Source organism: Novipirellula caenicola (genome assembly GCF_039545035.1).
Classification (GTDB): domain Bacteria; phylum Planctomycetota; class Planctomycetia; order Pirellulales; family Pirellulaceae; genus Novipirellula; species Novipirellula caenicola.
In genome coordinates this window covers 260,983-284,361 of sequence record NZ_BAABRO010000004.1, presented here as the reverse complement: position 1 = coordinate 284,361, position 23,379 = coordinate 260,983, and the positions used below count along the sequence as shown (strand labels likewise).

Here is a 23,379-nt window from a genome sequence, read left to right as displayed (position 1 = left end):
TTTCGGACATTCCAGGCGAACCGGGGGCCAAATGTCCGCGTAGCGGTGTTGAGAACCTCTCTCATACCGTTATATTCCCGGTTTGAAAATTCCCACATTTAAAGGACTTACCCAAGAACTGCCGCATGACGATTCAAAATGAATCCCGCCGGCCCATGATCGAAGCGATCGGGCTGAGTAAGTTTTATGGTCCTTTTGCCGCGACTCGTGACGTCACTTTTTCGGTCGGCGAAGGCGAATTGGTGGCGTTTTTGGGCCCCAATGGTGCTGGAAAAAGCACCACGATGAAAATGTTGACCGGGTACATCGCCGCCAGCGAAGGTGAGGCTCGGATCGCAGGTCACAACATGATGGAGGACCGGATCGAAGGCAGTCGGCATTTGGGCTATCTGCCTGAAAATGGGCCGCTTTATCCGGAAATGACCCCGTATGCGATGCTTAGTTTTTTCGCCGAAGCACGAGGCATGACGGCGAGTCGCAAGAAAGATCGTATCGATGCGGTTGTCGATATTTGTGACCTATCAAGTGTCGTGCATAAACCGATCAGCAAACTTTCCAAAGGCTTTAAGCAGCGTGTTGGCATGAGCCAAGCGTTGTTGCACGAACCCGACGTTTTGATCCTGGACGAACCGACCGCCGGTTTGGATCCGAACCAGATTCGTGGGGTCCGAAAAACGATGCGGCGATTAAGCGAAACAAAAACGATTTTGCTTAGCACCCACATTTTGCAAGAAGTCGAAGCGATGGCCGATCGTGTGGTCATGATCAACGAAGGGCGACTGGTTTACGACGGGGACGTCGAAGGTCTGCGAAAGCTTGGTGCAAACGATTTGGACGAAGCCTTCCACTCGCTGACTCAGGGTGCCACCGCCTAGCATGCCCGACACGCTTGTCCATCAGAAAGAAACGCACAGCATGACGGGCAGGATGGTTTTAACCACGAACGGTTGTGGGCAGGCAGCATTGTTGACGGGCGATTTGCCTCCGGGCAATTTGCCGACGATGCAGTGGGGCGACCTCTGGCCGCGTTCGCTGTCGTGATGTTCACCATGATCTGGATGCGAAATCGACACGTGACGCCCGAGATCACTGCCCAAAACGGCGCGAGACATCCTTGATGATTTCGACCTGGGGTTAAACCTGATATGAATGCATGCAAACCGTCGCTTAGGCCCGGTTTGCACTCCGCTCGGATGTTTCAAGCAACGAGCTAATCAACATCGAAGCGAACCACTTCGACACGTTTCATCTACACCATCAATCAAACAGAAAACATGACGCTCAATAACGTCGCATTTGCCCTGCTGAACCTGTTCGTCTTGGACTTGATCCTGCTGTTGGTATTAATGGCGATTGTCGCTGCACTGGCGGGTACCAAGCGAGCTGCCTATGCCGTGCTGAAGCGAAACTTTGTCGGCTATTTCGGTAACCCCACCGGCTACGTCTTCCTTTGTATCTTTGTCTTTTTGACATCGGTATCGGCGTTTTGGCCTTACGAGTTTTTCAACCAAAACTTGGCCACACTGGACCAACTGAATTACTGGTTCCCGTTGATCATGCTGGTGTTCATCCCCGCGATCACGATGAGCATTTGGGCGGAAGAAAAGCGTCAAGGCACCGACGAATTGCTGCTAACGCTGCCCGCGGATGACTTTGACATCGTGATTGGCAAGTACATGGCCGCGGCATCGATTTTCACCGCATCGCTGTTGTTTAGCCAATTGAGCACGTTCATCACGTTGGCCGTGTTGACTGAGGGGACGCTTGATACCGGGCTGATTTTCACGACCTATCTCGGTTATTGGTTTGTCGGTTTGGCGATGATCGCGATCGGTATGATCGCATCGTTTTTGACAGGGAATTTGACGGTCGGCTTTATCCTTGGCGCCCTCTTCAATGCTCCGCTTGCGTTTGCGTCGCTTGCCGATTCGATCAGCCCCAACAAACGGATTGCCGAATGGTTGGCCAGCAGCGGGATTGCACGTCCGTTTGATGATTTTGGACGGGGTGTGATCAGTTTGTCTGCCGTCGGCTATTTTGTGCTTGTCGCTGCGGTAGCACTCTACACGACGATGGTTTTGATTGGCCGACGTCACTGGACCGGTGGCAAAGACGGTAACACGATGGCGTGGCACTATATCGCTCGTGTCTTGGCCCTGATCGTGATCACGGCCGGCGCCGTCACGCTGTTTCGAAACTGGGACTATCGCAAGGACTTGACCGAGGGCAAAGTCAGCTCCTTGGCCGGCGCTACCAAGACGTTGATCCAAGAATTGGACACCGATCGACCGATCGTGATCGACGCGTTTATTAGTGCCGATATCCCCGAAATCTACGCTCGCACGCGATACGAGTTGATCAACCTGTTGAAAGAATTTCGCAGCGAAGCGGCCAAGCGTAATCGCACGATTGAAATCAATCTGTACGACAACATCGAACTGTTCAGCGAAGAGGCGGCTCTTGCATCGGAGCGGTTTGGGATCGAACCGGTCACCCGTATGGTGCGAGAAAAGGGATCCTTTCAACAAAAGGAATTGATTCTTGGGGCCGCATTCCGGTCGGGACTCGAGAAGGTTACCGTGCCGATTTTTGAATACGGGATTCCGGTTGAATACGAACTGGTTCGCTCGATCAACACCGTAGCCCAGGGAACACGAAAACGGATCGGGATCGTTTCCACCGACGCTCGTTTGATGGGCGGCGTGGTGATGCAAGGGATGTCGCCATCGCAGGCTCCGAAACATCCGTTGGTCGAAGAGCTTGCCAAGCAATATGACGTCGAAGAAGTGGATCTGGGGGCTCCGGTCACCGCGGGTATGTTCGACGCGATGATCGCCGTGCAGCCATCGACGCTGCCTCCGGATCAATTCAGTCGTCTGGTCGACGCGATCAAGGTGGGCGTCCCCGTTGCGATCTTCGAAGATCCGTTGCCGGTGTTTGACCAAACCATCACGCCCACAGGAATGCCCAAACAGTCGCCGGGCAGCATGTTTGGTGGCGGCGGTCCGATGCCCAAGGGAAACATCCACGAATTGTGGGACGCTTTGGAAATCGAATCCCCTGGGACTCCCGGAATGCAGGGATTGTTTTCGTCCGATTTGGTTTGGCAGCAATTTAATCCGTACCCCAACTTGGAACGGAATATCAATGAGCTGTGGATCTTTATCGACGAAAATGCACCCGAGGTCGAAGAGGGCGAAGCGCTCAGCGAGAACAGCGTCATCACCTCCAAACTTCGCCAAGTGCTGTGTTTGTACGCCGCGTCGGTACGAGCAAAAGACAACTCGACTCTGAAACACACCAAGTTGATGTCCACCGGTGGCCGCAGTGGCTTGTTGCCCTTCAACAAGGTGCAGCAGATCATGCAGGGAGCGACGACGGTTGCTCGAGAGATCGACAGCGTCAGCCCCGGATTGGCCGTCGCGATGACGATCGAAGGGGCCGCTGCGGCAGCCGAGAAGAAAGCCGATGGCGATGACTCGAGTAAGGACGCCGACAAGGACGCCGAGAAAGCGGATTCGCCTGCGGCGGCTCAAGGCATCAAGGCAGTTTATGTTGCCGACACCGACATCATGTCGCCGGTCTTTTTGCAGATCCGGGCCGATCCCAAACAGGCGGCCGACATGCGGTTCCAGTTCCAAAACGTGACCTTCATTTTGAACGCGATCGATTGGTTGACCGGTGAAACCGACTTTATCGAAGTGCGAAAGCATGAGCCGATTTTTGCCAGTTTGCGAATGATCGATTCGGTCAAAGAAATCGCCAGCAGCAATGTCAGCAAGCGTAGTAAGGAATTCCAAGACGAGTATGACGAGACCGTCCGTGAAGCTCAGGAGAAAATGGACACCGAGCTGAAGGCACTGCGAGAGGAGCTAGAGAAGCTTCAGAAGGAAAGTGCCAACGGACGCGTGCCTCCCGATAAGTTGCAAGCCAAGGTCCAAGCGTTCCAAACGTTGCAAGAACGCGAGCAGACTCGTTTGGAAGTCAAGATTGCCAAGAGCGAGCGTGATCGCGAACAAAAGATTGGTGACATTCAGCGTGAAGCCGATCAGAAAGTGACTTGGATTCAAAACCAAGTCAAAGCCGCAGCCGTTGTGCTGCCATGTATCCCACCATTGATCATCGGTGTGATTGTATTCGCCTCGCGGCGATTGCGTGAACGAGAAAACATCAGCAAAAGCCGTTTGAAATAGTGAGATAGAGTCGTGAACGAAGGTACGAAAACAGGAATTTTCTGGGTCGTTGCGGTCGTGATGCTCGGCATCGCGACGTTAGTGGCATGGCCCACGACAAGCGATAGCGAAACCGGCGGATTCGTCGGCAAACCGCTGTTCGAAGAGTTTAAAGATCCGTTGGCAGCGGCCAGCTTGAAAATTGTCACTTATGACGAAGTCGATGCGACGCTGCAGTCGTTTGAAGTTCGTCGTGACAAAGAAACGGGCCAATGGACGATTCCCTCGCGAAAGGGCCCCAACAACAAGGGGTACCCCGCCGACGCGGTTGACCACATGAAAGAGGCAGCGAATTCGCTTGTCGACTTGAAAGTGCTCGATATCCAATCGGAAAATCCCGAGGATCACGAGGGGCTTGGCGTTGCCGAGCCGAAACTCGAAGAGCTCAAGCGTGGCGATGAAGGTGTCGGCCGCTTGGTGACACTGAAAGATGAGTCTCAAAAAACGTTGGCGTCTTTGATCATCGGCGACAAGCTGAAAGACGATCCTGAGAAAGTCTACGTCCGCAAACCGGGCCAAGATCCGGTTTATGTTGTCAAGCTTGATGACACCCCGCTGACGACTCGGTTTCAAGATTGGATCGAAGAAGACCTGCTGAAGCTAAGCAGCATCGATATCGACACGATGGAAATCAAGGACTACAGCGCCAGCCTTGGGGCCAACGGCATTTCATTGCAGCGGAACTACGTCGCCAGCGTTGTGATGGACGGTTCGCAGTGGAAGCTTGATAAGCTGTTGAAGTATCCCGAGAACAACCCATTGGGCGAACCGGTTCCGGTTGCGGTCAAACCTGGCGAAACGCTTAATGCGACCAAGTTAAATGAGATGAAGAACGCATTGGACGATCTAAAGATCGTGGATGTCGTTCGTAAACCGGCGGGGATCAGCGAAAACCTACGCGCCGACAAAGATCTTGTCTCGGACCAAGAAGCTCTCGAATCTCTTGCTCGTCGTGGATTCTATCCGCTGCAAACCTCCGATGGCGGCGAATACGAGATGATCTCGGCGAATGGTGAATTGACCGTTTCGCTGAAAAATGGCGTTCAATACCTGCTTCGTTTTGGCAACGTTTCTGGATTGACCGACGAAGCGGACCAGGAAGCCAAAGAGGGCGAGGAAGCGACCAGCGGCGGTGTGAATCGCTACTTGTTGGTCACCACGCAAGTGGACGAATCGAAATTTCCCGCTCCGCAATTGCGAGAGATCCCACAAAACCTTGATGATTTGAGGAAGTTGTTGGGAGAAACCGAACCGAAGGCGGAACCAGCAAAGGCGGACGAGGAAGCTGAGAAACCAGCGACGGAATCGGAGGACGCATCCGAAGCCGAGATGAAAGCGGACGAAGCAGCGGAAACACCGGATGCGGACGAGGCCAAACCTGCCGAAGAAACGAGCTCGGCGGAGGAAGCGAAGCCTGCTGAAGAAATGAAGGCAGAGGAAGCGGAATCCGACGACGCGAAGGCAGACGAGCCCAAAGAGGTAGAAGAGCCCAAAGAAGTGGAAGAGGTCGAGGCGGAGTCAAGCGAATCGCCTGCGGAATCAGGCGAAAGTGAACTCGAAGGCTCGGGCGAAGCCAGCGGTCAAGGCGAAGCTCAAGAGGAAGTCGCGGACGATGCGGAGGCCGACGATGAGTCGGAAGCCGAGCCCGCAGCCGCAGAGAAAACCGAAGAAGCCGAGGCCGACAAGGAATCGGCTGACGAGGAAAAGGCTGCGGATTCCGAACAGCTAAGCGAAGAAGAGATGCTCGAGCGATTGGCTTCGGAACAGGAAAAGATCACGAAAGCCAATCAACGGATGCTGGACGAGCGAAAAGACAAGCTCGAGGTGGCCCGTCGAGCGGTTCGAGATTTGAATGCTCGCTTTGCCGATTGGTACTACGTGATTCCCGAAGAGACCTATCGCAAACTTCGCCTCAGCCGTGAAGAGTTGTTCGAAAGCGACGACGCGGCCTCGGCCAACCCAGCCGCCGGATTTCCTGGTGGCGCCGGTGCAATGCCGCAGTTCAACTTCGGACCTCCCGGACAATAAGTTCTGGCAAGCTGACTGCAAACAAAGCGTTCTCAGGATTCAATGCCTGGGAACGCTTTTTTTTTTGCCGCAACGCGTAAGCACCGCCTGAATAAGAAGTGACGGGTTTTCCCGTAGCGGAAGTCGTCAAGACTTTCGTTTTCCAGGCTGGTCGAAACTCTTGACGAGTTCCGCTACCTCAGTAATTACTCCGACAGTCCGACGAGTGCGTCCGGGTTGGGAAGCTTCGTTATTCCCGCGGCCGGCCATACCGGCAACTCACGGCGAATGCCGCTACCAACATCAATGACGTTGCGTTCCCGGCGACTCACTCGCCGAGGCTTCGCACTTGGCGTTGGTGTTCGTACAACACGATGCCGGCGGTGGTAGCCAGGTTCAAACTTCTGACTTTACCGGTGGTGGGGATTCGCAGTGCGTTCGGCGCGTCGCGATCGAGGATCGATTCAGGTAAACCCGACGACTCGCTACCAAAGACAAACACGTCGTCTTCCTGAAATTTGGCGTCCCAGATCGTCTTGGTGGCGAACCGCGAAAAATAGAAAAATCGGCGGGGCGAAAGTTTTTCGGTCAGGGCGTCCCAATTGACCACTTCTTCGATCATCAGGTGCTTCCAGTAATCCAAACCGGCCCGGCGGACGTGCTTTTCATCCAATTGAAACCCGGCGGGGTGAACGATCCACAACTTGGCTCCCACGGCGACGCAGGTTCGCCCGATGTTCCCGGTATTCCCCGGAATCTCAGGCTGGTAGAGTACAACATGTGCCGACGGTAAAGTCGCTATACTGTCGCCTTTCCCATGACACGGCTCCTGCTTTTCTTGATTCTGTTTCATGCCGATCCAAGTAACCTGTCCAAATTGTTTTAAGCGATTCCAAGTCAGCGATAAGTTCGCCGGCAAAAAGGGGCCCTGTCCCGGTTGCAAGAATACCATAGCGGTCCCGGATAAGTCCGAGGAAGTGGTGATTCATGCGCCCGATGACGGTGCGCCGAAAGATCGCAAGGGCGTCAGCGTCCTGAAACCGATCAAACGCACCGAAACGGACGTCACCCGCAAAGGATTGGCCATCACGATCTCGGCGGTGGTCGGTGCTTTGGCAATCGCGATTGGGCTTCGCTTTTTCAGCGGCGAAGAAGGCCCCCCGCTGATTGCGCAAATCATCGGTTTGATCGCGATCGCCCCCCCGCTGGTTCGCTGGGGGTACTCGTTCGTCTACGACCAAGAGCTCGAACCCTACACGGGCATCGAATTGCGAAATCGCGTCTTGATTTGTTCGGTGCTCTATGCCTCGCTTTGGATTATCTACGCGTTTGTTCCTACTTATGTGTTCGATCTCGAAAAGGCGTCGGAGATGAATTACATGACGTTCGGGATCATTCTGTGTGTGATGTTGGGGGTGGGGACATTCATTGCCATGAACACGTTCGAAGTCGAAATGCTCGGCGGGCTGACTCACGCCGGGCTGTATCTGTTGTCGGCGATTTTGTTGGCCTTGATCGCCGGCGTCACGTTGGCCGGAGTGGAAAGCCAGGAAGACGCGCGGCTCCGCGAAGCCGGTTTGGCAATGCAAGTCCGATGGGATGACGGGCAGCATGATTCCTGAAGTCGCCCAGCTGAACCAAGCCTCTTCGCTGGTTCGCATTCCACCGGCCGAAGGGGTTCCGATTTCGCCCCGTGTACGACGGATCATTGATTCGCCACCGATGCGTCGCTTGGCGTCGATCAGCCAACTAGGGATGGTGGCGTTGGTTTACCCGGGAGCGACCCACTCGCGATTCGAGCATTCGTTAGGCGTTTATCTGAACGCACTTCGGTTGTTGGCCCGATTCACCGGTGATGCCTCGCTGGACCCGCCGCTTGATGCACGTTCGGCCGACGCTTTCGTATTGGCGGCTCTACTGCACGACGTCGGGCACTGGCCGTTTTGTCATCCAATCGAAGATATGCGGTTAACCGGATTCCGCGAACACGAATCTCGTGTGTCCGACTGGATCGAGCAATCCGAGCTTCGCCAATGTATCGAACGAGATTGGGCATGCGAGATCCAAGATGTTGTCGATCTGTTAGAACCGGCAAAGAAATCGGCGGAATCGCCTACGAGTCATCTTCCGCTTGATTTTCTTCGCAGCTGTCTCAGCGGCCCGATCGATATCGACAAGCTTGATTATTTGCAGCGTGACAGCCTTCACTCGGGTGTCCCCTATGGTCGCAATTTCGACGTCGGGCGACTGATCGAATCGATGTGCGTTCATCCAACCAAAGGCATTTTGGCGATCGGTGAAAAAGGACGAACGGCGGCTGAGATGATGGTTTTCGCTCGCTATGTCATGTTCAGCGAAGTTTATTGGCACCACACCGTCCGTTCGGCCACGGCAATGCTGCAGCGTGCGGTGTTCTTGATCAAGGACCAACTCGAACTTGAATCCACCTTCAAGTTGAACGATGCTCAGTGGATCGCTCGACTCGTCGAGGTTAGCAACTCGCTTCGTGACTCGTCGCTTGGTAACCCTTATTCGCTAGTAGACGGTTTGTTTGGCCCTCAGCGTCGGTTATACAAACGGGTCGCCGAGTTCAACGCCATCGATGCAGTTGACGGTCATGCGGTCGAAGTGCATCGCCAAATCGCCCGACGTCCGTATTGGTGGTTGGTTGCCGCAAGCGAAAAACTAGCCGCTCGTTTGTCATCAATGACCGGCGAACAGGTGGTTGCCGAAGACATCCTGATTGATGCACCGCCCGTCAAATTGGAAGTCGACATCAATGTCGATGTCATTTTGCGTGATGGTAATTTCGATCGTGCTTGCCGTACCGGCGACGTCACCGGCGGTGCATTGGCTGGGGACGCCGAATCAACGTGGCGATCACCGATCGGCGTGACTTTGGCGAATGTTTCTCCGGTCGCACGGGCACTGGCACGACAACAATTCGACGATCAAGTCAAGCGGGTTCGCGTGTTTGTGCATCCCGACAAACGCAGTAAGATGTCCGCCGCCGTTCACGCTGATGGCGATTGGTCTAAAGTCTTGATCGATGTGGTCCAAAGTGTCGACAACGAGATCGTTTAACTCTAGGAATGAAATGCACAAGCCTGTCTCGAAATCAGCGGACGCCCATGCTGCAAAGGTCATCGTTTGTGCAGACGCAGCTGCCGCATCACGCACCGTGGCAAACATGATCGTCGCGGCCGTCAACGCGAACCCGTCCATGGTCTTGGGGTTGGCGACCGGCGGCACGCCGACCGCGACCTATGCGAACATCGTCGACGATTACCGAGCCGGTAAAGTGCAGTTCAAAGACGTGACCTCTTTTAATCTGGACGAATACATCGGGCTCAGCGGAACGCACCCTCAGAGTTTTCGCTACTTTATGCAGTCCGAACTGTTTGATCACATCGACATTGATCCTAACAACACTTTTGTTCCTGATGGGGATGCACGCGATCCAGACGCGCACGCGATCCAGTACGAAGCACAAATCGCTGCATCCGGAGGCATTGATCTGCAATTACTGGGTATCGGCCACAATGGACACATCGCCTTTAATGAACCAGGGGCATCACCTAGCACTCGAACACGCGTCGTTGAGTTGACGCCGTCAACGATCGAAAAAAATGCACGCTTCTTTGCTTCGGCCGACGAGGTGCCCAAGACCGCGATCACGATGGGGATTGGGACGATCTTGGAAGCGAAAAAGATTCTCTTGTTGGCCACAGGTGATGGCAAAGCCGAAGCGGTGCGGCGTTCGCTGCAGGAAGCAGCCAGCGAAGCGATTCCCGCATCGTGGCTCGAGCAGCATCCCGACGTGACCTTTGTCCTGGATGAAGCCGCCGCGAGTGAGTTAGTGCGGTAGTGGACGAGGCTACGAGTCCCAGCGACTGAGTGACACGACGGGACTTGTATCTTCGTCCTCCTACAGAGGAATCACTTCGCTCGCGTGATTTGTCACAAAATTTGAATGACGAAGTTATTTCCGATCCGTGCCTAAACTTCTGCGGACTTGCCACTCAATACAAAATCGCAACTCTAAATCTTAAGCGTCGGGTTGTGATGTTGCCTGCTCACACCTCGTCGTGGGCAAGTTCCACCGATTCGTTGATCGCATCGATCATGTGCTGGGTATCGAGTGCTTGTTGGTGATAGGCGTCGAGAGGTTCGTCGCTGATGAATTTTGCGATCATTCGACGTTCTTGGTTGCCTTCGAATGGAAACTGCTCGACGCCTCCGGTTGCATCGTGGATCCAGCAGCGGGCGGGACGATCATGCCAAGGACGTGTGAAGTCATCGCACACCAGCGATGCGTCACTGCCGGCGACTTCGAACCACTTTCGCGTCGAGGTGTCGTAACCACACGACAGCGTTGCGGTCACGTCATGGTCGAACCACATCATCGCCGTAATCCGCTGGGCGACGCCTTGCCGGACGACGCGTCCGGCGACCACACGGTTAGGCAACCCGCCGGCGATAAATCTTGCTAACGAGCAGACGTACCAACCGAGATCCAATAAACATCCACCGCCCAACGCGGGGTCCAGTCGATGTTCGCCGGTGATGAAAGGGCGGAAAAAAGAGACTGCGGCGCTGATGTGGCCAATTTTTCCAAACCGCCCTTCGTCCAACCAGCGGCGAAACATCTCGGTCCGTTCGTGGTGCAGCCAACCCGTTGCGTCGAGTAGACGAACCCCGTGAGCTTCACACGCCAAGTGAACTGCAAGCGATTGTTTGGTGGAAAGCGTTAGCGGTTTTTCGCACAACACGTGCTTGCCGGCTTTGGCCGCTGCGATAGCCCATTCGGCATGCATCGATGGCGGCAATGCGACATAAACCGCATCCACGTCATCGCGTACTAAAAGCGACTCGTAACCTTCCACGGACGCTCCGATGCCGTATTGATCGGCGTACCAACGCGCTCGTTCGCTGGTTCGACTGGCAATCGCCGTCACTTCGGCGCCGTCGGTGGACTGGATGTCGGCGACCAATCGCCGTGTAATCCGTCCCGTGCCAAGTACTCCGAAACGTGTGATCGATCCTTCACCACTCATAAACACATTCTCTTGTTCTTTAATTTCGAAATTTTTTGGGAGAGGCCGAGACTGGGCAACTAGGACATGCGACGCAGTTTGGCGTGTGATTCGATCAACCACACTGCCGCCTGCTCGATCTGTTGCTCGGTATTGAACCGACCGATTCCAAAGCGAACACTTCGTCGTGCCTCGGATTCACTCAGCCCGGTTGCGGTCAGTACGTGGCTTGGTTTTGCATCGACGCTGCTACATGCCGATCCGCTGCTGAATGCGACCGATGGCGTTGCGGCCATCCAAGCCTCGCCTTCGATCAATTCAAGTTGCAAATTTAAATTGCCCACCAAGCGGTTAGGTGAATCCAGTGGAATGCCATTGATTTGGATGCCGTCGATCCCATCGCACAGCAACTGGCATAGCTTGTTTCGCATGTGCCGGATCTGCTCGGATTGGCTTTGCATCTCGTCGACGGCCAATTTTAGTGCCGTCGCCATCGCTACAATTCCAGCCGTGTTGAGCGTGCCGCTGCGTCGTTCCTGCTGCTGTCCGCCGCCAACGATTTGCGGTTTCAATCGTACTCGGCGATTGCCGTTGCCGACCACCAGTAAACCGCTGCCCTTGGGGCCATAAAACTTGTGAGCCGATGCACTCAGCAAATCCACATCGGCATCGAGCATGTCGACCGGGATTCGGCCTACTGCCTGCGTCGCGTCGCTGTGCAGCAGCACGCCGCGAGAATGGCAAAGATCGGCAATGGTTTTCATCGGAGCGATCGAGCCGATTTCGTTGTTGGCCCACATCACCGAAACCAGTGCGGTGTCGTCATCGATTGCTTCGGCGAGTTGGTCTAGATCGACGATTCCAGCTGCATCGTCGCCATTGCTGATCACGGGGACTCGCGTCACGCGAAACCCGTCACGCTGCAGATCATCTCCCACATCCAACACGGCGCGGTGCTCGGAGGACACGGTGACGAAATGACGCTTTTTTTGGCGAGGATGCAGACAAACACCGCGGATGGCTAAATTATTGCTTTCGGTCGCACCGCTGGTGAAGACCACCGAATCGGAGGGGACATTCAACGTCGCCGCGATCGTGGCTGCGGATTGTTGGACGGCCGCCGCGGCGCTGCGTCCCATTTCATGAGATACACTGCTAGGGTTCCCAAAATCCTCGGACAACCATGGCAACATCGCCTCGACGACCCGTGGATCGCATCTCGTGGTGGCGTGGTTGTCAAGATAAATCATCGGTCGCGTTCGAAAAAAAAGAGGCGTATCGGCACTTGAATCCATTGTAGCGGGCTAGTTGGTTTTGCAGACCCACCTGTACTGTGCGAAGGAAACCGATAAAACCAGCGAAAACCACCGTCAAAAACTTTCCAGCGATTCGCGTCGTCGGTATCATGCACTAGCGATTCGTGGCCGAAGATTCGCTGCCGACTGATCCCCTTGCCGATTTACGCGCTGCCCCTCTCTCCGAAGGACTTGTACCCATGCCGCTATTCGAGGTTGAAACCAACTCTCACATCATCATCACATGGGCCGAAGATGAAAAGGCGGCTCGGTCCGTGGTTGCAGACGCCTATCCCTATGACGAAATTGCCCGGTTGACCAAGCGGCCTCGTGACACGTGGGTGATTAGCAAAGGGGTGCTTGGGCTAACCAGCCCCGATCTGAGCCCATGTGCAGTGGCTCGCGAATGTTTGAGCCGTTCCTCGGGGGACAAAGTCAATGCGATTCGTCTGTATCGGATGGAAACTGGTAGCGATCTGGAACACGCGCGGAAGGCGATTGAATCCAATATGGTCATGGGTTGGTAGTTCCATCGGACCGTGTTGCATTTCCTCTCCTTCGCCTGCCAGATTTTTACATGCCGCGTTTTTCACTCTTGTTGGCCCTGCTGTGTAGCACGCTGATCGTGGGCTGTGATGGATGTCGTTCCACCCCAAACGACGAAGAAGAAGAGAAGAAAAAGGCGGCACTGCCCGACTTCACCTCGTTGCCCGCCCAAGCGTTTCCGGCCGATCGAACTCCAATCGGCGGCGGGATCAAACCAGGCCATTGGTTCTCGGCCTCGGAAATACTCAAAAGCAATCGCGAGGACGTCCGCGGACAATTGGAAAGCCGGGCAAGATTAGGTAAATCATCGAGTCCTGATACGCAAGCGGCTCGCACCGCACTGGTCAACGTTCGCCCGATCGTGTTACCCAAGGGGCAACAGCGACGATTTGATTATCGAAACCTCGCTCCGTTGCCGCAGGGTGATTCCAAAAACATCTTCCTTTCAAGCCAATTGTTTTCAGGCGGCCGCGGGCTGGTGTATGATTCGCAGCCCGACTTGTTCCAATTCCTTTCGCAGGAAGAGTATTTCTTTATCATTTTGACGAATCGTCCCGAACGATTCGCAAAGTTGATCGGCGCCGATTGGCAGCGTCCGTATCGCTCCGAGGCAGAATTCGCAAGCAAGGCGGCGAACTATCGAATCGTGATCCCCGACACCGACGAAGTGTTGCCGATCGCGGAAACGATGCTCGATTGGACCAGCACCGCGGTGGTGCTGTGGGACGATATCTCGGCCGATGCGTTGACTCCGGGACAAAGCACTGCGATTGCAGATTGGGTTCATTTTGGCGGGCAATTGATCGTCAATGGTGCAGACGGCTCGGAGGCAATCGCGGACTCGTCGCTTGTTGATCTGTTGCCGCTGTACCCGCGTGGCAACATCGAACTTGCCCCGGAATCCGCGACGGAGTTGCTTCAGCAATGGGCCGTCAAGAGCGATCGATCGACGGAAGCACAAACGGCGCTGTTGCAGAGCGAAACCGCCCGAGTTGCCGTCGATGGAAATCTTGCTGATGACGCCGAAGATGTCGCCGGGACCGGGAAGCTGATCCTGCATCGCCGAGTCGGACGCGGCCGCGTCGTGCAGTCCCGGTTTGATCTGATGAGCGATTGGATTTCGAACTGGGATTCCTACAACAGTTTCTTTAACGCCGTGATCCTACAGCGTCCACGACGTGAGTTCGTCGAGATCGATACAGATTTGTTGCTGAAACATCAATACGCCGATTTCGAGCGGTACGACGCCGACCCCACGATGAATACGACGTTTCGTATCGCCACTCGCGATGCGTTGCTCGATTACACCCCACACGCTGCTACAAGCACTGACGCCAAAAGCCCAGACGCTAATCGCTCAGAGGCTAAACGCACTGATGCGAAATCCACCACCATGCTCGCGACAACCGACTCGGCGGCCAAGTCGATTGCGGCATCGCCAGCCACGCCAACTCCTGAAGCAGACAACGCCAACGGCGAGGCCAACAAGGCACACTCGAAAAAAAGGCCGGCCAACGATGGGTTGTCTCGCGACCGATGGACCCGTGTCGATCCGGTCATGGGAATCGGCGGATGGAACAACGCCAGCGACGCGGTCAATTTGACCAAGGCGATTCTGCGAAACGAATCGGGAATCGTGATCCCGCCATCGTCGTTGGTGGTCCGCTCGCTAGGAATTTACTTGCTCGCGTTGGTGCCGCTGAACTATCTCGTCTTTCGTCTGTTTGGCAAACTGGAATACGCTTGGTTGACCGTACCGGTGATTGCCATTGCGGGTGCGGTTTGGGTTGCGCGTTCGGCACAACTTGATATTGGATTCGCACGCAGTCAAACCGAACTGGCCATTCTAGAAACCCAGCCCGGGTATCAACGCGGTCACCTTGCTCGTGTCATCGCCATCTACAATTCGTTGTCCAGCACGTATGACATGCAATTCAGTACCGTCGATGCGGTTGCAAATTCGATCGCTCAATCACAAACGAACTCGGTCGATGAACCGCTTCGATTCCAAACGGATTTCGAAGAGGGGCCGAGGTTGTCCGGAGTCGCTGTGGGCAGTAACCAAACGCAGATGGTTCGCGCCGAACAGATCATCGACCTCGGCGGCGGCATCTATCTCGACGGCGAAACGTTAGTGAACGAGACCGAATACGATTTGCTCGATTCTTTTGTGGCAGTCAAATCGGCGGAAAATCAAATCAGGCTTGCTGTCGTGGGGCTCTGTGCGGCAGGTTCGAAAAACAAACTGCGGTTTCGCGATGATGCCGAGGTGAATGTGTCCGCCGATCTGCCGCTTCAGATATCCCACGTGATGAACGCATTCCTTGCTGACAAATCGATCCCACCGAACTCGTCGCGATTGGTCGGACGCATCGAAGAATCGCTGCCCGGAATGACCGTCACGCCTCAGGCAAAACAGCACACCGCACAGACGGTGGTGCTCGCCAATCTTCGTTTCCCACCGTCGCCCGAGCCCAAGTCGGACGTCAATTTGGTAGTCGATTTTCAGAAATCGTTGACCGATCCAGCGGACTCGGGCTCGGACTCGGAATCGCAAAGCGAAGATGAAGATGACGAGGAAGTTGAAGAGGATGAGTCCGAGAGTTAGTTTGGCTCGTGTTTGTCGTGCCGCACGACAACACTGAATGTTCACCGCCCACCGTTTGGCCCCAGGAAACCTGATGATCACGCTCAAAGGATTTGGAAAAGACTATGGCGATTTCACTGCCGTCCAGAGCATCGATCTCGAGATCGCGGCGGGGGAAACGTTTGGTTTTATTGGTCCCAACGGGGCAGGGAAAAGCACCACGATTCGATTCCTGGCGACATTGCTGCGTGCGAGTCGTGGCAGCGGATCGGTCGCCGGTTGTGATGTGATGGCGGATCCCGTCGGCGTGCGGCAGTCGATCGGCTACATGCCCGATAACTTTGGTGTCTATGACGGCATGCGTGTGTGGGAGTTTTTGGACTTCTTTGCCGTGGCGTATCGTATCGGTCGAACCGAGCGAAAGCAGATCATTGATAACGTGTTGGAGCTATTGGATCTCGGCCACAAACGCAACGATTTCGTCAACGGCTTGTCACGAGGGATGAAACAGCGTTTGTGTCTAGCCAAGACGCTGGTGCACGACCCACCCGTGTTGATTTTGGATGAGCCTGCCTCGGGACTTGATCCACGTGCGCGAATCGAAGTCAAAGCGTTGCTGAAAGAGCTGCGTAAGATGGGCAAGACGATTTTGATCAGCAGCCATATTCTGACCGAGCTGGCGGATTGCTGCACGTCGATCGGCATTATCGAACGAGGCCAATTGCTGATGAGCGGTCCGATCGGCAGCGTGTACCGGCAAATCCGTCGCAATCGAATTGTCGAAATTGACTTTTTAACAGGCTTGGAAGCAGGACTTTCCATCCTAAGAAGCAGTCCGGCACTGCGGTCGCTCGAGCAAGAGCCCACTCGCGTGATTGCCGAGCTGGAAACCGATGATGAGGGCTTGGCAAACCTGTTGGACGAATTGATCCGTGCGGGCGTGCGAATGCGTTCGTTTAACGATCGCGATCCCACGCTCGAAGATGTCTTCATGACCGTGACCAAAGGCCTGGTCACATAGTCGTTGATCGCTCCGCGATCATAACGTGATTGTCGCTGATCTTTCGGAGCGTCGTTTTAAACATGACGCACATGGTTGTAACGGAAGCCGTCAAGACTTTCGTTTTCTGGAATGACCGAGACTCTTGACGAGTTACGCTACCAAAGTAGTTGAATCGACGTCCTCGTGATCATTCCGTATTGATCGCGAGAGCGATCAGCGACAATCGGTCTTAGCGACCAAAGATCTTGTCGATACCACGGCCAAGCTGCTTTTGTAGATAGTTTTCGGCGGAATCTTGGACTGCTTGCACCCCCAACTCTGTCACCACCTTTCGTACTCCCGACGAATCGAGCGTAGGACGCGAGAACGTACCATTGATCGGCAGGGTGACGGGTTGCCCGGCCAAGCCTTGAAGATTGCTACCCAACCAACGCGCATCCAAGGGGACTTGGGCGATCAGATTCAGATTGCCGTTAAACGAGACGTTTCCGCTAGTGACCACTTGGGCTCGGTCCACTTCAAAGAACATCCGTTGGTGGCTGACTACGCCTCGATCGACCGTAAAGTCGACGGTTTGTGCAGGCACGCGAATCAACGTTGTCTCTGGATTCACCGCGTTTTGTGGTTGTCCGATCGATGCGAGCGAGCGGAGTTGTTTGATCCCACTGATGATTTGATTGGCCATCGGGCCCGAGTTCATATCGATCGAATCGATGTTCAATCGTCCGACCACACGGCTTTGTTCCGGCCGATCAATGACCACAATGGCTTCGTCGATCTCAGCACTTAGCGTTCCATCGATGCGAGTCGTATTGGCCGCCAGCGGCGCCAAATACTTGAGCCAACGATCGGTCATGTCGGGCGTCAATCGGATCGAATCCGCAATCCGGCCGGGTTCGATTCGCATCCACAGCGGCCCAGGCCGATAATGCACATCGCCGGCGATATTCAGCCGGCCTTGATCGACTGGGATCGACGCGGGGGAAACGAAAACGCTTGTTTCGGTCAATCGCACCGGAATGTTGGACGGGCCAAACTGAACTCCGGCGACTTCGCCAGCTTCCCAGCCAAGGTTAGCCAAGACGTTGATTGCAATGTGTTCGTCGGCTTGACGCTTAACTGCGATTTCAATCGGCGTCTCTTGGACTCCTTGCAATTGAATCTGCATTCCCGCAAGTTCGCTCAGACGTTTGGCGACTTCGGTCATTTTGATTCGCGCGGGGCCTTTGATTGCAACGTCTCCGAGCGAGTCGTTCCAAACCGCATGACCGGTTAAACTGGTCGCGAACCAATCGCTAGACAGCTTCAGCGAATCGGTCACCACGCCGCCGCTGCTTGGATCGACGTGAATCGTGCCGTTGACTTTTACGTTGGGTTCAGCCCACACCACTCGCGACCCCGAATTCAAACCGCCCAAACCGGTTGCGTTTGAATTCGTTGGGATCGCCCTCGATGTCGTGCGAATGGGGCCAACCAATTGCGATGCCGCACTTGCTTGAGCCGGTTGTATGACGGCGAAGCCCTTGCCGTTTAGCTCGGTTTGGACGGCGTAGCGATTTTTTTGACTGGTGACAATGAAACGACCGTCACAGTCCCCCATCACCAGCCATTCATCGGTCTGGACGTTTTGCCCGGGGCGGTACCCGACTTGGCTGATGGCAGGGATGACACGGTTTGCGATTCGCGTTTTCATGCTGCCTTGGATGCGTTCTAGCTTCGCTTGCCAAGCGATTTCGAGATCGGTCCGCTCGGCACTCCACTCTCCTTCGATGGCCGCCGAAACAGCGTTACCCACAACGGTCAATGATCGGCAATCGAGCGACGAATTGGTCCAGTCATAGTCGCCACTGAAATGCAGTTTGATTTCCGGTTGGCTGAAGTAGCGGTCGGCGTAAGCCACTCGAGGTTGAGTCAATTCGATCGTGGTTCCGGTCAAACGACCACCCGAAGACGAGATGTCCGCACGTGCATTCATGGTGAAGCCGCCGTCGAAATCATGCAGTTCGGCTGGAAGCCACGGACCAAGCGTGTCGGCCAGAGCTTCCAGACGCCCGTCGCCCTGGATACGCAGCGGAAATCGAGTGTTCGCATCGGGGTGTTGGATCCCTTGAACCAGTTCCGCTCGCAAATTCAGTCCGCTGCTTGATAGGGTCGCGTTTGCCACCGACAACGATTCAATTTGGCCTGCCTGCCACTGGCCCACGGCGTCCACTTTCATGTTCACCGCCGGGTGACGCAGCCGATTGCCGCCTGGTAATTCGATCAACAAATCCTTGGCGTCGGCATTGCCGGTCAAACGCCATTGATCGTCACCGGACGCATTCCACTGGATGTTGCCGCGGGCGGATCCTGCTAACGAGGAACTGGACAAATCCACGATCGGACGCAGCATGTTGGCCAAACGTCCAAAGTCGACTTCGATATCGGTTGCTCCACTTTGCAAGTTGCCTCGTCCGCTGGCCGCAGCAAAGGAACTTGTCAATTTGAACTCTTCGGCCTGGATGCGGTCGAGGTTGCTTGACACGATCGCGGTCATTTCGACCGGGTCGATGACCACGGCTTGGCCACGCGACCGCGCTCGCAACGCATCGCTTCGAAGACTTAAACGTCGTCGTCGAGCGTCACTTGATGGCAACGATTCGATTGTGGCCAAGGCTCGTCCGGAAACCAATTCGGCATCGCTGCGGATCGGTAACACTCCGGGCAACGCATGATCCAGCGCCGCCAAGTCGACTTCGGCGCTTGCGGTCCCTTCGAGTGCATCAAGCCAACGCACCGGATTGTCGCTCGCGCCGACCAAGGTGATCGAAGTTGAAAAGGCACCATCAAGTTTCAAGGAGGCAAAATCGGTCGTCGCCACCAATCCTTGCCCAATCACGCGTTCGTTTCGCAGCGTCAAGCGGCCATCGAGCATCGCAAGCTTGTTGGTCCATCGGCGGGCGTCTTGTTGTAAATTGGCTGCCTCGAGATTGCGAACTTGGAATTGGGTCACGTCCGCATCGACCGATCCATCACGACTGCCATGAATCTTTAGATTGCCTGTGGCATCGCCTACCAACTGAGCGGGAATCTGATCTGCATACGCACTCAAGCGTCGACGGACCAAACCGACCACCGATAGCGGCAGCGAATCACAGGTTAGGTCAATGTTCCAAGGTGAGGCTGTGTGGGGTTGGTCGAGCGAAGCATAAGCAAATTCGACCGCTCCTTGTAACGAACCCTGGCTGCCTCGAGGTTCGGCCAAGACGCCCGTGAAACGACTTTGCAGTGAGTCGTTTCGTAGTTCGAGTTTCGTACTCGCTTGGGATAATCGCCAAGTCTCGCCGGTGGTTGCGTCTTTCACGGTCAAGGTCGCGTCGCTGATGTCGACCATCGCGGTGGTCGCAGGTCCGTCGCTGGTAGGTTGTTCCAATAGGGTTTGCAGGTCCGCTTCGACACTGCTTTGGCCATCGCGAACATCACACTGGATGTCGACTCCACGCACCAGGATAGAGCCGAGATCACGTTTTGGAGTGCCGACCAAGTCCATGACGGTCAGTTCCGTGTCGAGCTGCTCGACCCTTAATTTGCTGCCCGCTTCACGTCCCTCGATCGACAACCCCGTAATGCGTAGCGGTGTGACCCAGCCGACACGAACCTCCTGGGCGCTGGCATCAAATCCGTATTCCGCAGCGGCGCGGGCCACCATCGACCTGCCAACCGGCGAATGGCTGACCAGACTCGGGGCGGCAAGCATCAAGAAGCCCACGAACATCAATCCGCCGAGCAGGTAATACCGCTGCCGTCGGCTGCGATTTTCGCGTCGACGATGCGTTTGTTCCTGCTGCGTTCGCTCGAGTTGATCGAGCAAATAATCGTCGGTGGTCACAGGCACATCCTTGCCGCCATTCGTAACGAAGAAGAGAAGATCCGGACCACAGTGTAACGGCAACGGCCCCGAAAGCCCAAGATGAGTTTTTTGGTTCGCGTTTCAGTGACTTTTGCCCACTAAATCATCGGAACAGGGCCACGTTTGGTACGAAAGCTGCCATGCAAATACTAGAATGGAGACATCCGGTGCCCCTCTTGGCGGAAGTTGAAAGTGGCTGAATCAAATTGATTCGGCTGCCCGCGGTACCGACGAAAACCCTGACGCTTTCTTTTCTTTTCGAAGTCGACGGTACAAATCATGATCTATAAGCTTGTGCTTAAAAACGAGGTGCCTGGGCTACATCGTCGTAGTTGGACGTTCAAGCCGCCAGTGTTGTTGGGACGCGATCCTGATTCCAATCTTTGCATTAACCATCATTCGATCAGTCGGCAACATTGCCAATTTACGCTCAATGGTGACGAAGCCTTGGTGATCAAGGACTTGGGGTCGACCAATGGGATCTATGTCAATGACAATCGTGTCCAACAATGTGTTTTGATGCCAAACCAAGTGGTGCAAATTGGGGCGTTGGAACTAGAGATTCAATTTTCGTCGCCCGATGAACTTGCGGAGTCACAGGGTTATCCAAGCGAAGGCAATGTGGATCGAACGCGTCCGTTGCCGGTGTACCAGCTTGATGCTCCGGCCGAGGCCAAGCCGTGGTGGCGCCGCGTGCTGGGGTGATGCCGTCTGGGAAGAGATGCTTGCTCGAGAATGCGAACGACGTTCACACCCGGGCAAGTATCGCTGTGAGCGATTTTTCTTTTTGAGTGTGTGTAAGATTAGTGTAGCGGAAGTCGCGGGCGGCTTGTTGTTTTAGTCGTACGATGGACTTCCTAGTCCGTCGAATACGCCATTGACGGACTAGAAAGTCCATCATACACCAATTGCCGCAGGAAACTTCATTAAATCAACAAGCCGTCAAGAGGTTCGTCTTATACGTTACATGTCAAGCGTGTGCCGGTTTAACCGATCGCACTTTGGATCCGCTGGACCAATGGCCGGGTTGTTTCGGCAGGGCTGCATAATTGATAGGTCGATGCGGCGAGGAAACGGTTGCGCCATGGTGGCGAAAGAACACGGTAATCCTCGAGAGCCGCCGAGCTGAATTTGTAATCGTGCGAATCATTGCCTTTCAAGAACACCAACCGTCTCGCATGATCCACCACATCTTGGGGATTGCCGCCTGCGGACAGCAGTTGGTACATCCGCAGCGACGCCTCTTTTCGACTTTTGCCCATCGTCTCGAACACGTCGGCCACCGTGGCGGATCGATCGTCGGTGGCATCTGCAGTAAGTTCGTCAATGTGAATGTCGCTCAGCGTGCCGCGACCTGCAGCCGCGTCACGAAACATGGGTAAAAACGACGCGTTCTGTAGCAACAGTACTTTGCGTGTCTGGTTATCTGCTGCAGCGGAGAACGCGTGGTGGATCGCGTTGGTGGTGGTAACCGAGTGCAGTGAAACGATTCCACGCTGACGCATCAACAATTCACCCGCCGCGGCAAACAAACCGTTCCAGATCGATTGGACGGCGATGTTTTTCTCAAGCAGTTCAGCAACCATTTCGCTTGCCTCGATCGGTGAGCAATCATGGAGCGACCGCACCAAGTCTCGCGTGGCAATGTCATCGATCCTTCCTCCGGCAAGGGACGTCGAGATGTTCTCCGCCAGGACACGATTGTGACGGCCTGGACGGTCGGCTTCCAAGTCATTTGTCGATGGATTGGGTTCACCGTTGTGATTGAGCATCGCGTAGACAAGACTTCGCATCACCGGTTCCGCATACTCCCATCCGATCGTTTGCAACGTGCGAAAGGCGTTGGACAGATAGATGACTTTGTGTCCGATGCTGCGGAAATCACGCGCCGCGTAGTGGCTCAGCACCTCGAACACTCGATTGGCGCCCTGGTGCCGGACCAACGCCGTGATGGCGGCGTCGGCGGCCGGTTCGTCCCACATTTCCAACGCAGTGCGAAGTGCGTTTTCAGCTTGGGTGGCGTTCGGCAGTGCCGTCTCCTCGACGGCTGGCATCGTCCAATTGCCTTCGCGAACGTCACGCGCTTGCGAGCTTTTAAAATTGTCGATCGCCCAAAAAATTGGCAACCAACGATCTTCGTCAGGACCGCTGATGCTGGCCAAGTGCGCCGAGTTAACGACCAGCACCGCGTGGAATTTAAAGCCCACCGAGGGACGCGGTTCGACGTTTCGCACGCCGGCCAGCAGCAAGGCGGCAAGCAATTCGCGATAGCTAAGTCCCGCTTTGACACGTTTTGCCGTCGCTTCGATGATTGATTGCTGAGGCGTTTCTTCGAGGAAACGCACCAGTGGTTCAATGTCATTGGAAAACTGAGCGATGCCGCGGTCGATCGTGACATCGGCAGCCTTAAGCGGGCCAAGCGATTGCAGCAAGCTGCCAAGTCCCAGGCCGGCCGCTGTAGAAGCTAAAAAGGTCCGCCGCTGTAGCATTGACATTTGATGATCTCCGGTAAGCGAGTGTTGCCTACGATTGTAGCGACTTCACCGGTACACAACCTAAAGCACAGGACCGCAAAGCAATCATCTAAATGGATCGAGTCTTCTGCGGAGCGATTGGCCCAACAGCATGCAAGAAGCCGCCCTCCAACCAGCCCCGCTTCAACAGGGACAGAGCATTAGACAGGCCGCCATTCCCGTGAAGGGACAGAGCACATTGCCTGACCACCCGCCCCCTCTCAAAACAGGGACAGAGCCTGTTTTGGGGGCGGAACCAATTCACGTGAGC

Annotated in this window: 15 protein-coding genes; 10 read left to right on the top strand and 5 right to left on the bottom strand. The window is 55.1% G+C overall.

Annotation, left to right across the window (positions count from 1 at the left end):
- The first annotated feature begins 125 nt into the window (after positions 1-125).
- The 3 genes from ABEA92_RS10725 to ABEA92_RS10715 all read left to right on the top strand — a co-directional run bounded on the left by ABEA92_RS10725 (position 126) and on the right by ABEA92_RS10715 (position 6,260).
- On the top strand, positions 126-875 hold the full coding sequence (locus ABEA92_RS10725; protein WP_345683820.1) for an ABC transporter ATP-binding protein: 750 nt from the start codon (positions 126-128) through the stop codon (positions 873-875).
- Positions 876-1,274: 399 nt separating this feature from the next.
- Positions 1,275-4,193 carry a Gldg family protein gene (locus tag ABEA92_RS10720; RefSeq protein ID WP_345683819.1) on the top strand — a complete coding sequence of 973 codons (2,919 nt, stop codon included), beginning with the start codon at positions 1,275-1,277 and terminating at the stop codon, positions 4,191-4,193.
- 12 nt (positions 4,194-4,205) lie between these two features.
- Positions 4,206-6,260 carry a DUF4340 domain-containing protein gene (locus ABEA92_RS10715; RefSeq protein ID WP_345683818.1) on the top strand — a complete coding sequence of 685 codons (2,055 nt, stop codon included), beginning with the start codon at positions 4,206-4,208 and terminating at the stop codon, positions 6,258-6,260.
- A gap of 307 nt (positions 6,261-6,567) precedes the next feature.
- On the opposite strand, the gene ABEA92_RS10710 is transcribed toward ABEA92_RS10715, so the two are convergent.
- Positions 6,568-7,092, bottom strand: coding sequence for a tRNA (cytidine(34)-2'-O)-methyltransferase (locus ABEA92_RS10710; protein WP_345683817.1), 525 nt, complete (start codon positions 7,090-7,092; stop codon positions 6,568-6,570).
- Here ABEA92_RS10710 and ABEA92_RS10705 point away from each other — a divergent pair.
- Genes ABEA92_RS10705 through nagB form a run of 3 tightly spaced genes read left to right on the top strand, consistent with a single transcriptional unit; the run spans position 7,091 to position 10,107 of the window.
- Positions 7,091-7,861, top strand: a complete 771-nt coding sequence (locus ABEA92_RS10705; RefSeq protein ID WP_345683816.1) for a hypothetical protein — start codon at positions 7,091-7,093, stop codon at positions 7,859-7,861. The two genes, ABEA92_RS10710 and ABEA92_RS10705, sit on opposite strands and share 2 nt — an antisense overlap.
- The gene (locus ABEA92_RS10700) at positions 7,851-9,323 is read left to right on the top strand and encodes an HD domain-containing protein (RefSeq protein ID WP_345683815.1); all 1,473 of its coding nucleotides are present in this window, start codon (positions 7,851-7,853) and stop codon (positions 9,321-9,323) included. The genes ABEA92_RS10705 and ABEA92_RS10700 overlap by 11 nt, the downstream gene beginning before the upstream one ends.
- A 13-nt stretch (positions 9,324-9,336) precedes the next feature.
- On the top strand, positions 9,337-10,107 hold the full coding sequence (gene nagB / locus ABEA92_RS10695) for a glucosamine-6-phosphate deaminase (RefSeq protein WP_345683814.1): 771 nt from the start codon (positions 9,337-9,339) through the stop codon (positions 10,105-10,107).
- Positions 10,108-10,315: 208 nt separating this feature from the next.
- On the opposite strand, the gene ABEA92_RS10690 is transcribed toward nagB, so the two are convergent.
- Positions 10,316-11,296: a Gfo/Idh/MocA family protein gene (locus ABEA92_RS10690; protein WP_345683813.1), complete on the bottom strand. Its 981-nt coding sequence runs from the start codon at positions 11,294-11,296 to the stop codon at positions 10,316-10,318.
- Positions 11,297-11,355: 59 nt separating this feature from the next.
- A complete protein-coding gene (locus tag ABEA92_RS10685) occupies positions 11,356-12,525 on the bottom strand; it encodes a cysteine desulfurase family protein (protein WP_345683812.1) in 1,170 nt (389 codons plus the stop codon).
- A 245-nt stretch (positions 12,526-12,770) separates the two neighbouring features.
- On the opposite strand from ABEA92_RS10685, the gene ABEA92_RS10680 reads away from it, so the two are divergent.
- From ABEA92_RS10680 to ABEA92_RS10670, 3 genes are all read left to right on the top strand, one after another.
- Positions 12,771-13,097, top strand: coding sequence for a DUF6793 family protein (locus tag ABEA92_RS10680; RefSeq protein WP_040771478.1), 327 nt, complete (start codon positions 12,771-12,773; stop codon positions 13,095-13,097).
- Between the two features lie 50 nt (positions 13,098-13,147).
- Entirely contained in the window at positions 13,148-15,724 is a 2,577-nt protein-coding gene (locus ABEA92_RS10675) for a hypothetical protein (protein ID WP_345683811.1), read from the top strand.
- A 73-nt stretch (positions 15,725-15,797) separates the two neighbouring features.
- On the top strand, positions 15,798-16,724 hold the full coding sequence (locus tag ABEA92_RS10670; protein ID WP_345684035.1) for an ABC transporter ATP-binding protein: 927 nt from the start codon (positions 15,798-15,800) through the stop codon (positions 16,722-16,724).
- A gap of 211 nt (positions 16,725-16,935) precedes the next feature.
- Here ABEA92_RS10670 and ABEA92_RS10665 read toward each other — a convergent pair whose 3' ends face one another.
- A complete protein-coding gene (locus ABEA92_RS10665) occupies positions 16,936-20,574 on the bottom strand; it encodes a hypothetical protein (protein ID WP_345683810.1) in 3,639 nt (1,212 codons plus the stop codon).
- A gap of 300 nt (positions 20,575-20,874) precedes the next feature.
- Between ABEA92_RS10665 and ABEA92_RS10660 the strand changes: the two genes are divergently transcribed.
- Positions 20,875-21,300, top strand: a complete 426-nt coding sequence (locus ABEA92_RS10660; RefSeq protein ID WP_345683809.1) for an FHA domain-containing protein — start codon at positions 20,875-20,877, stop codon at positions 21,298-21,300.
- Positions 21,301-21,581: 281 nt separating this feature from the next.
- On the opposite strand, the gene ABEA92_RS10655 is transcribed toward ABEA92_RS10660, so the two are convergent.
- The gene (locus ABEA92_RS10655) at positions 21,582-23,090 is read right to left on the bottom strand and encodes a hypothetical protein (protein WP_345683808.1); all 1,509 of its coding nucleotides are present in this window, start codon (positions 23,088-23,090) and stop codon (positions 21,582-21,584) included.
- Positions 23,091-23,379: the final 289 nt, after the last annotated feature.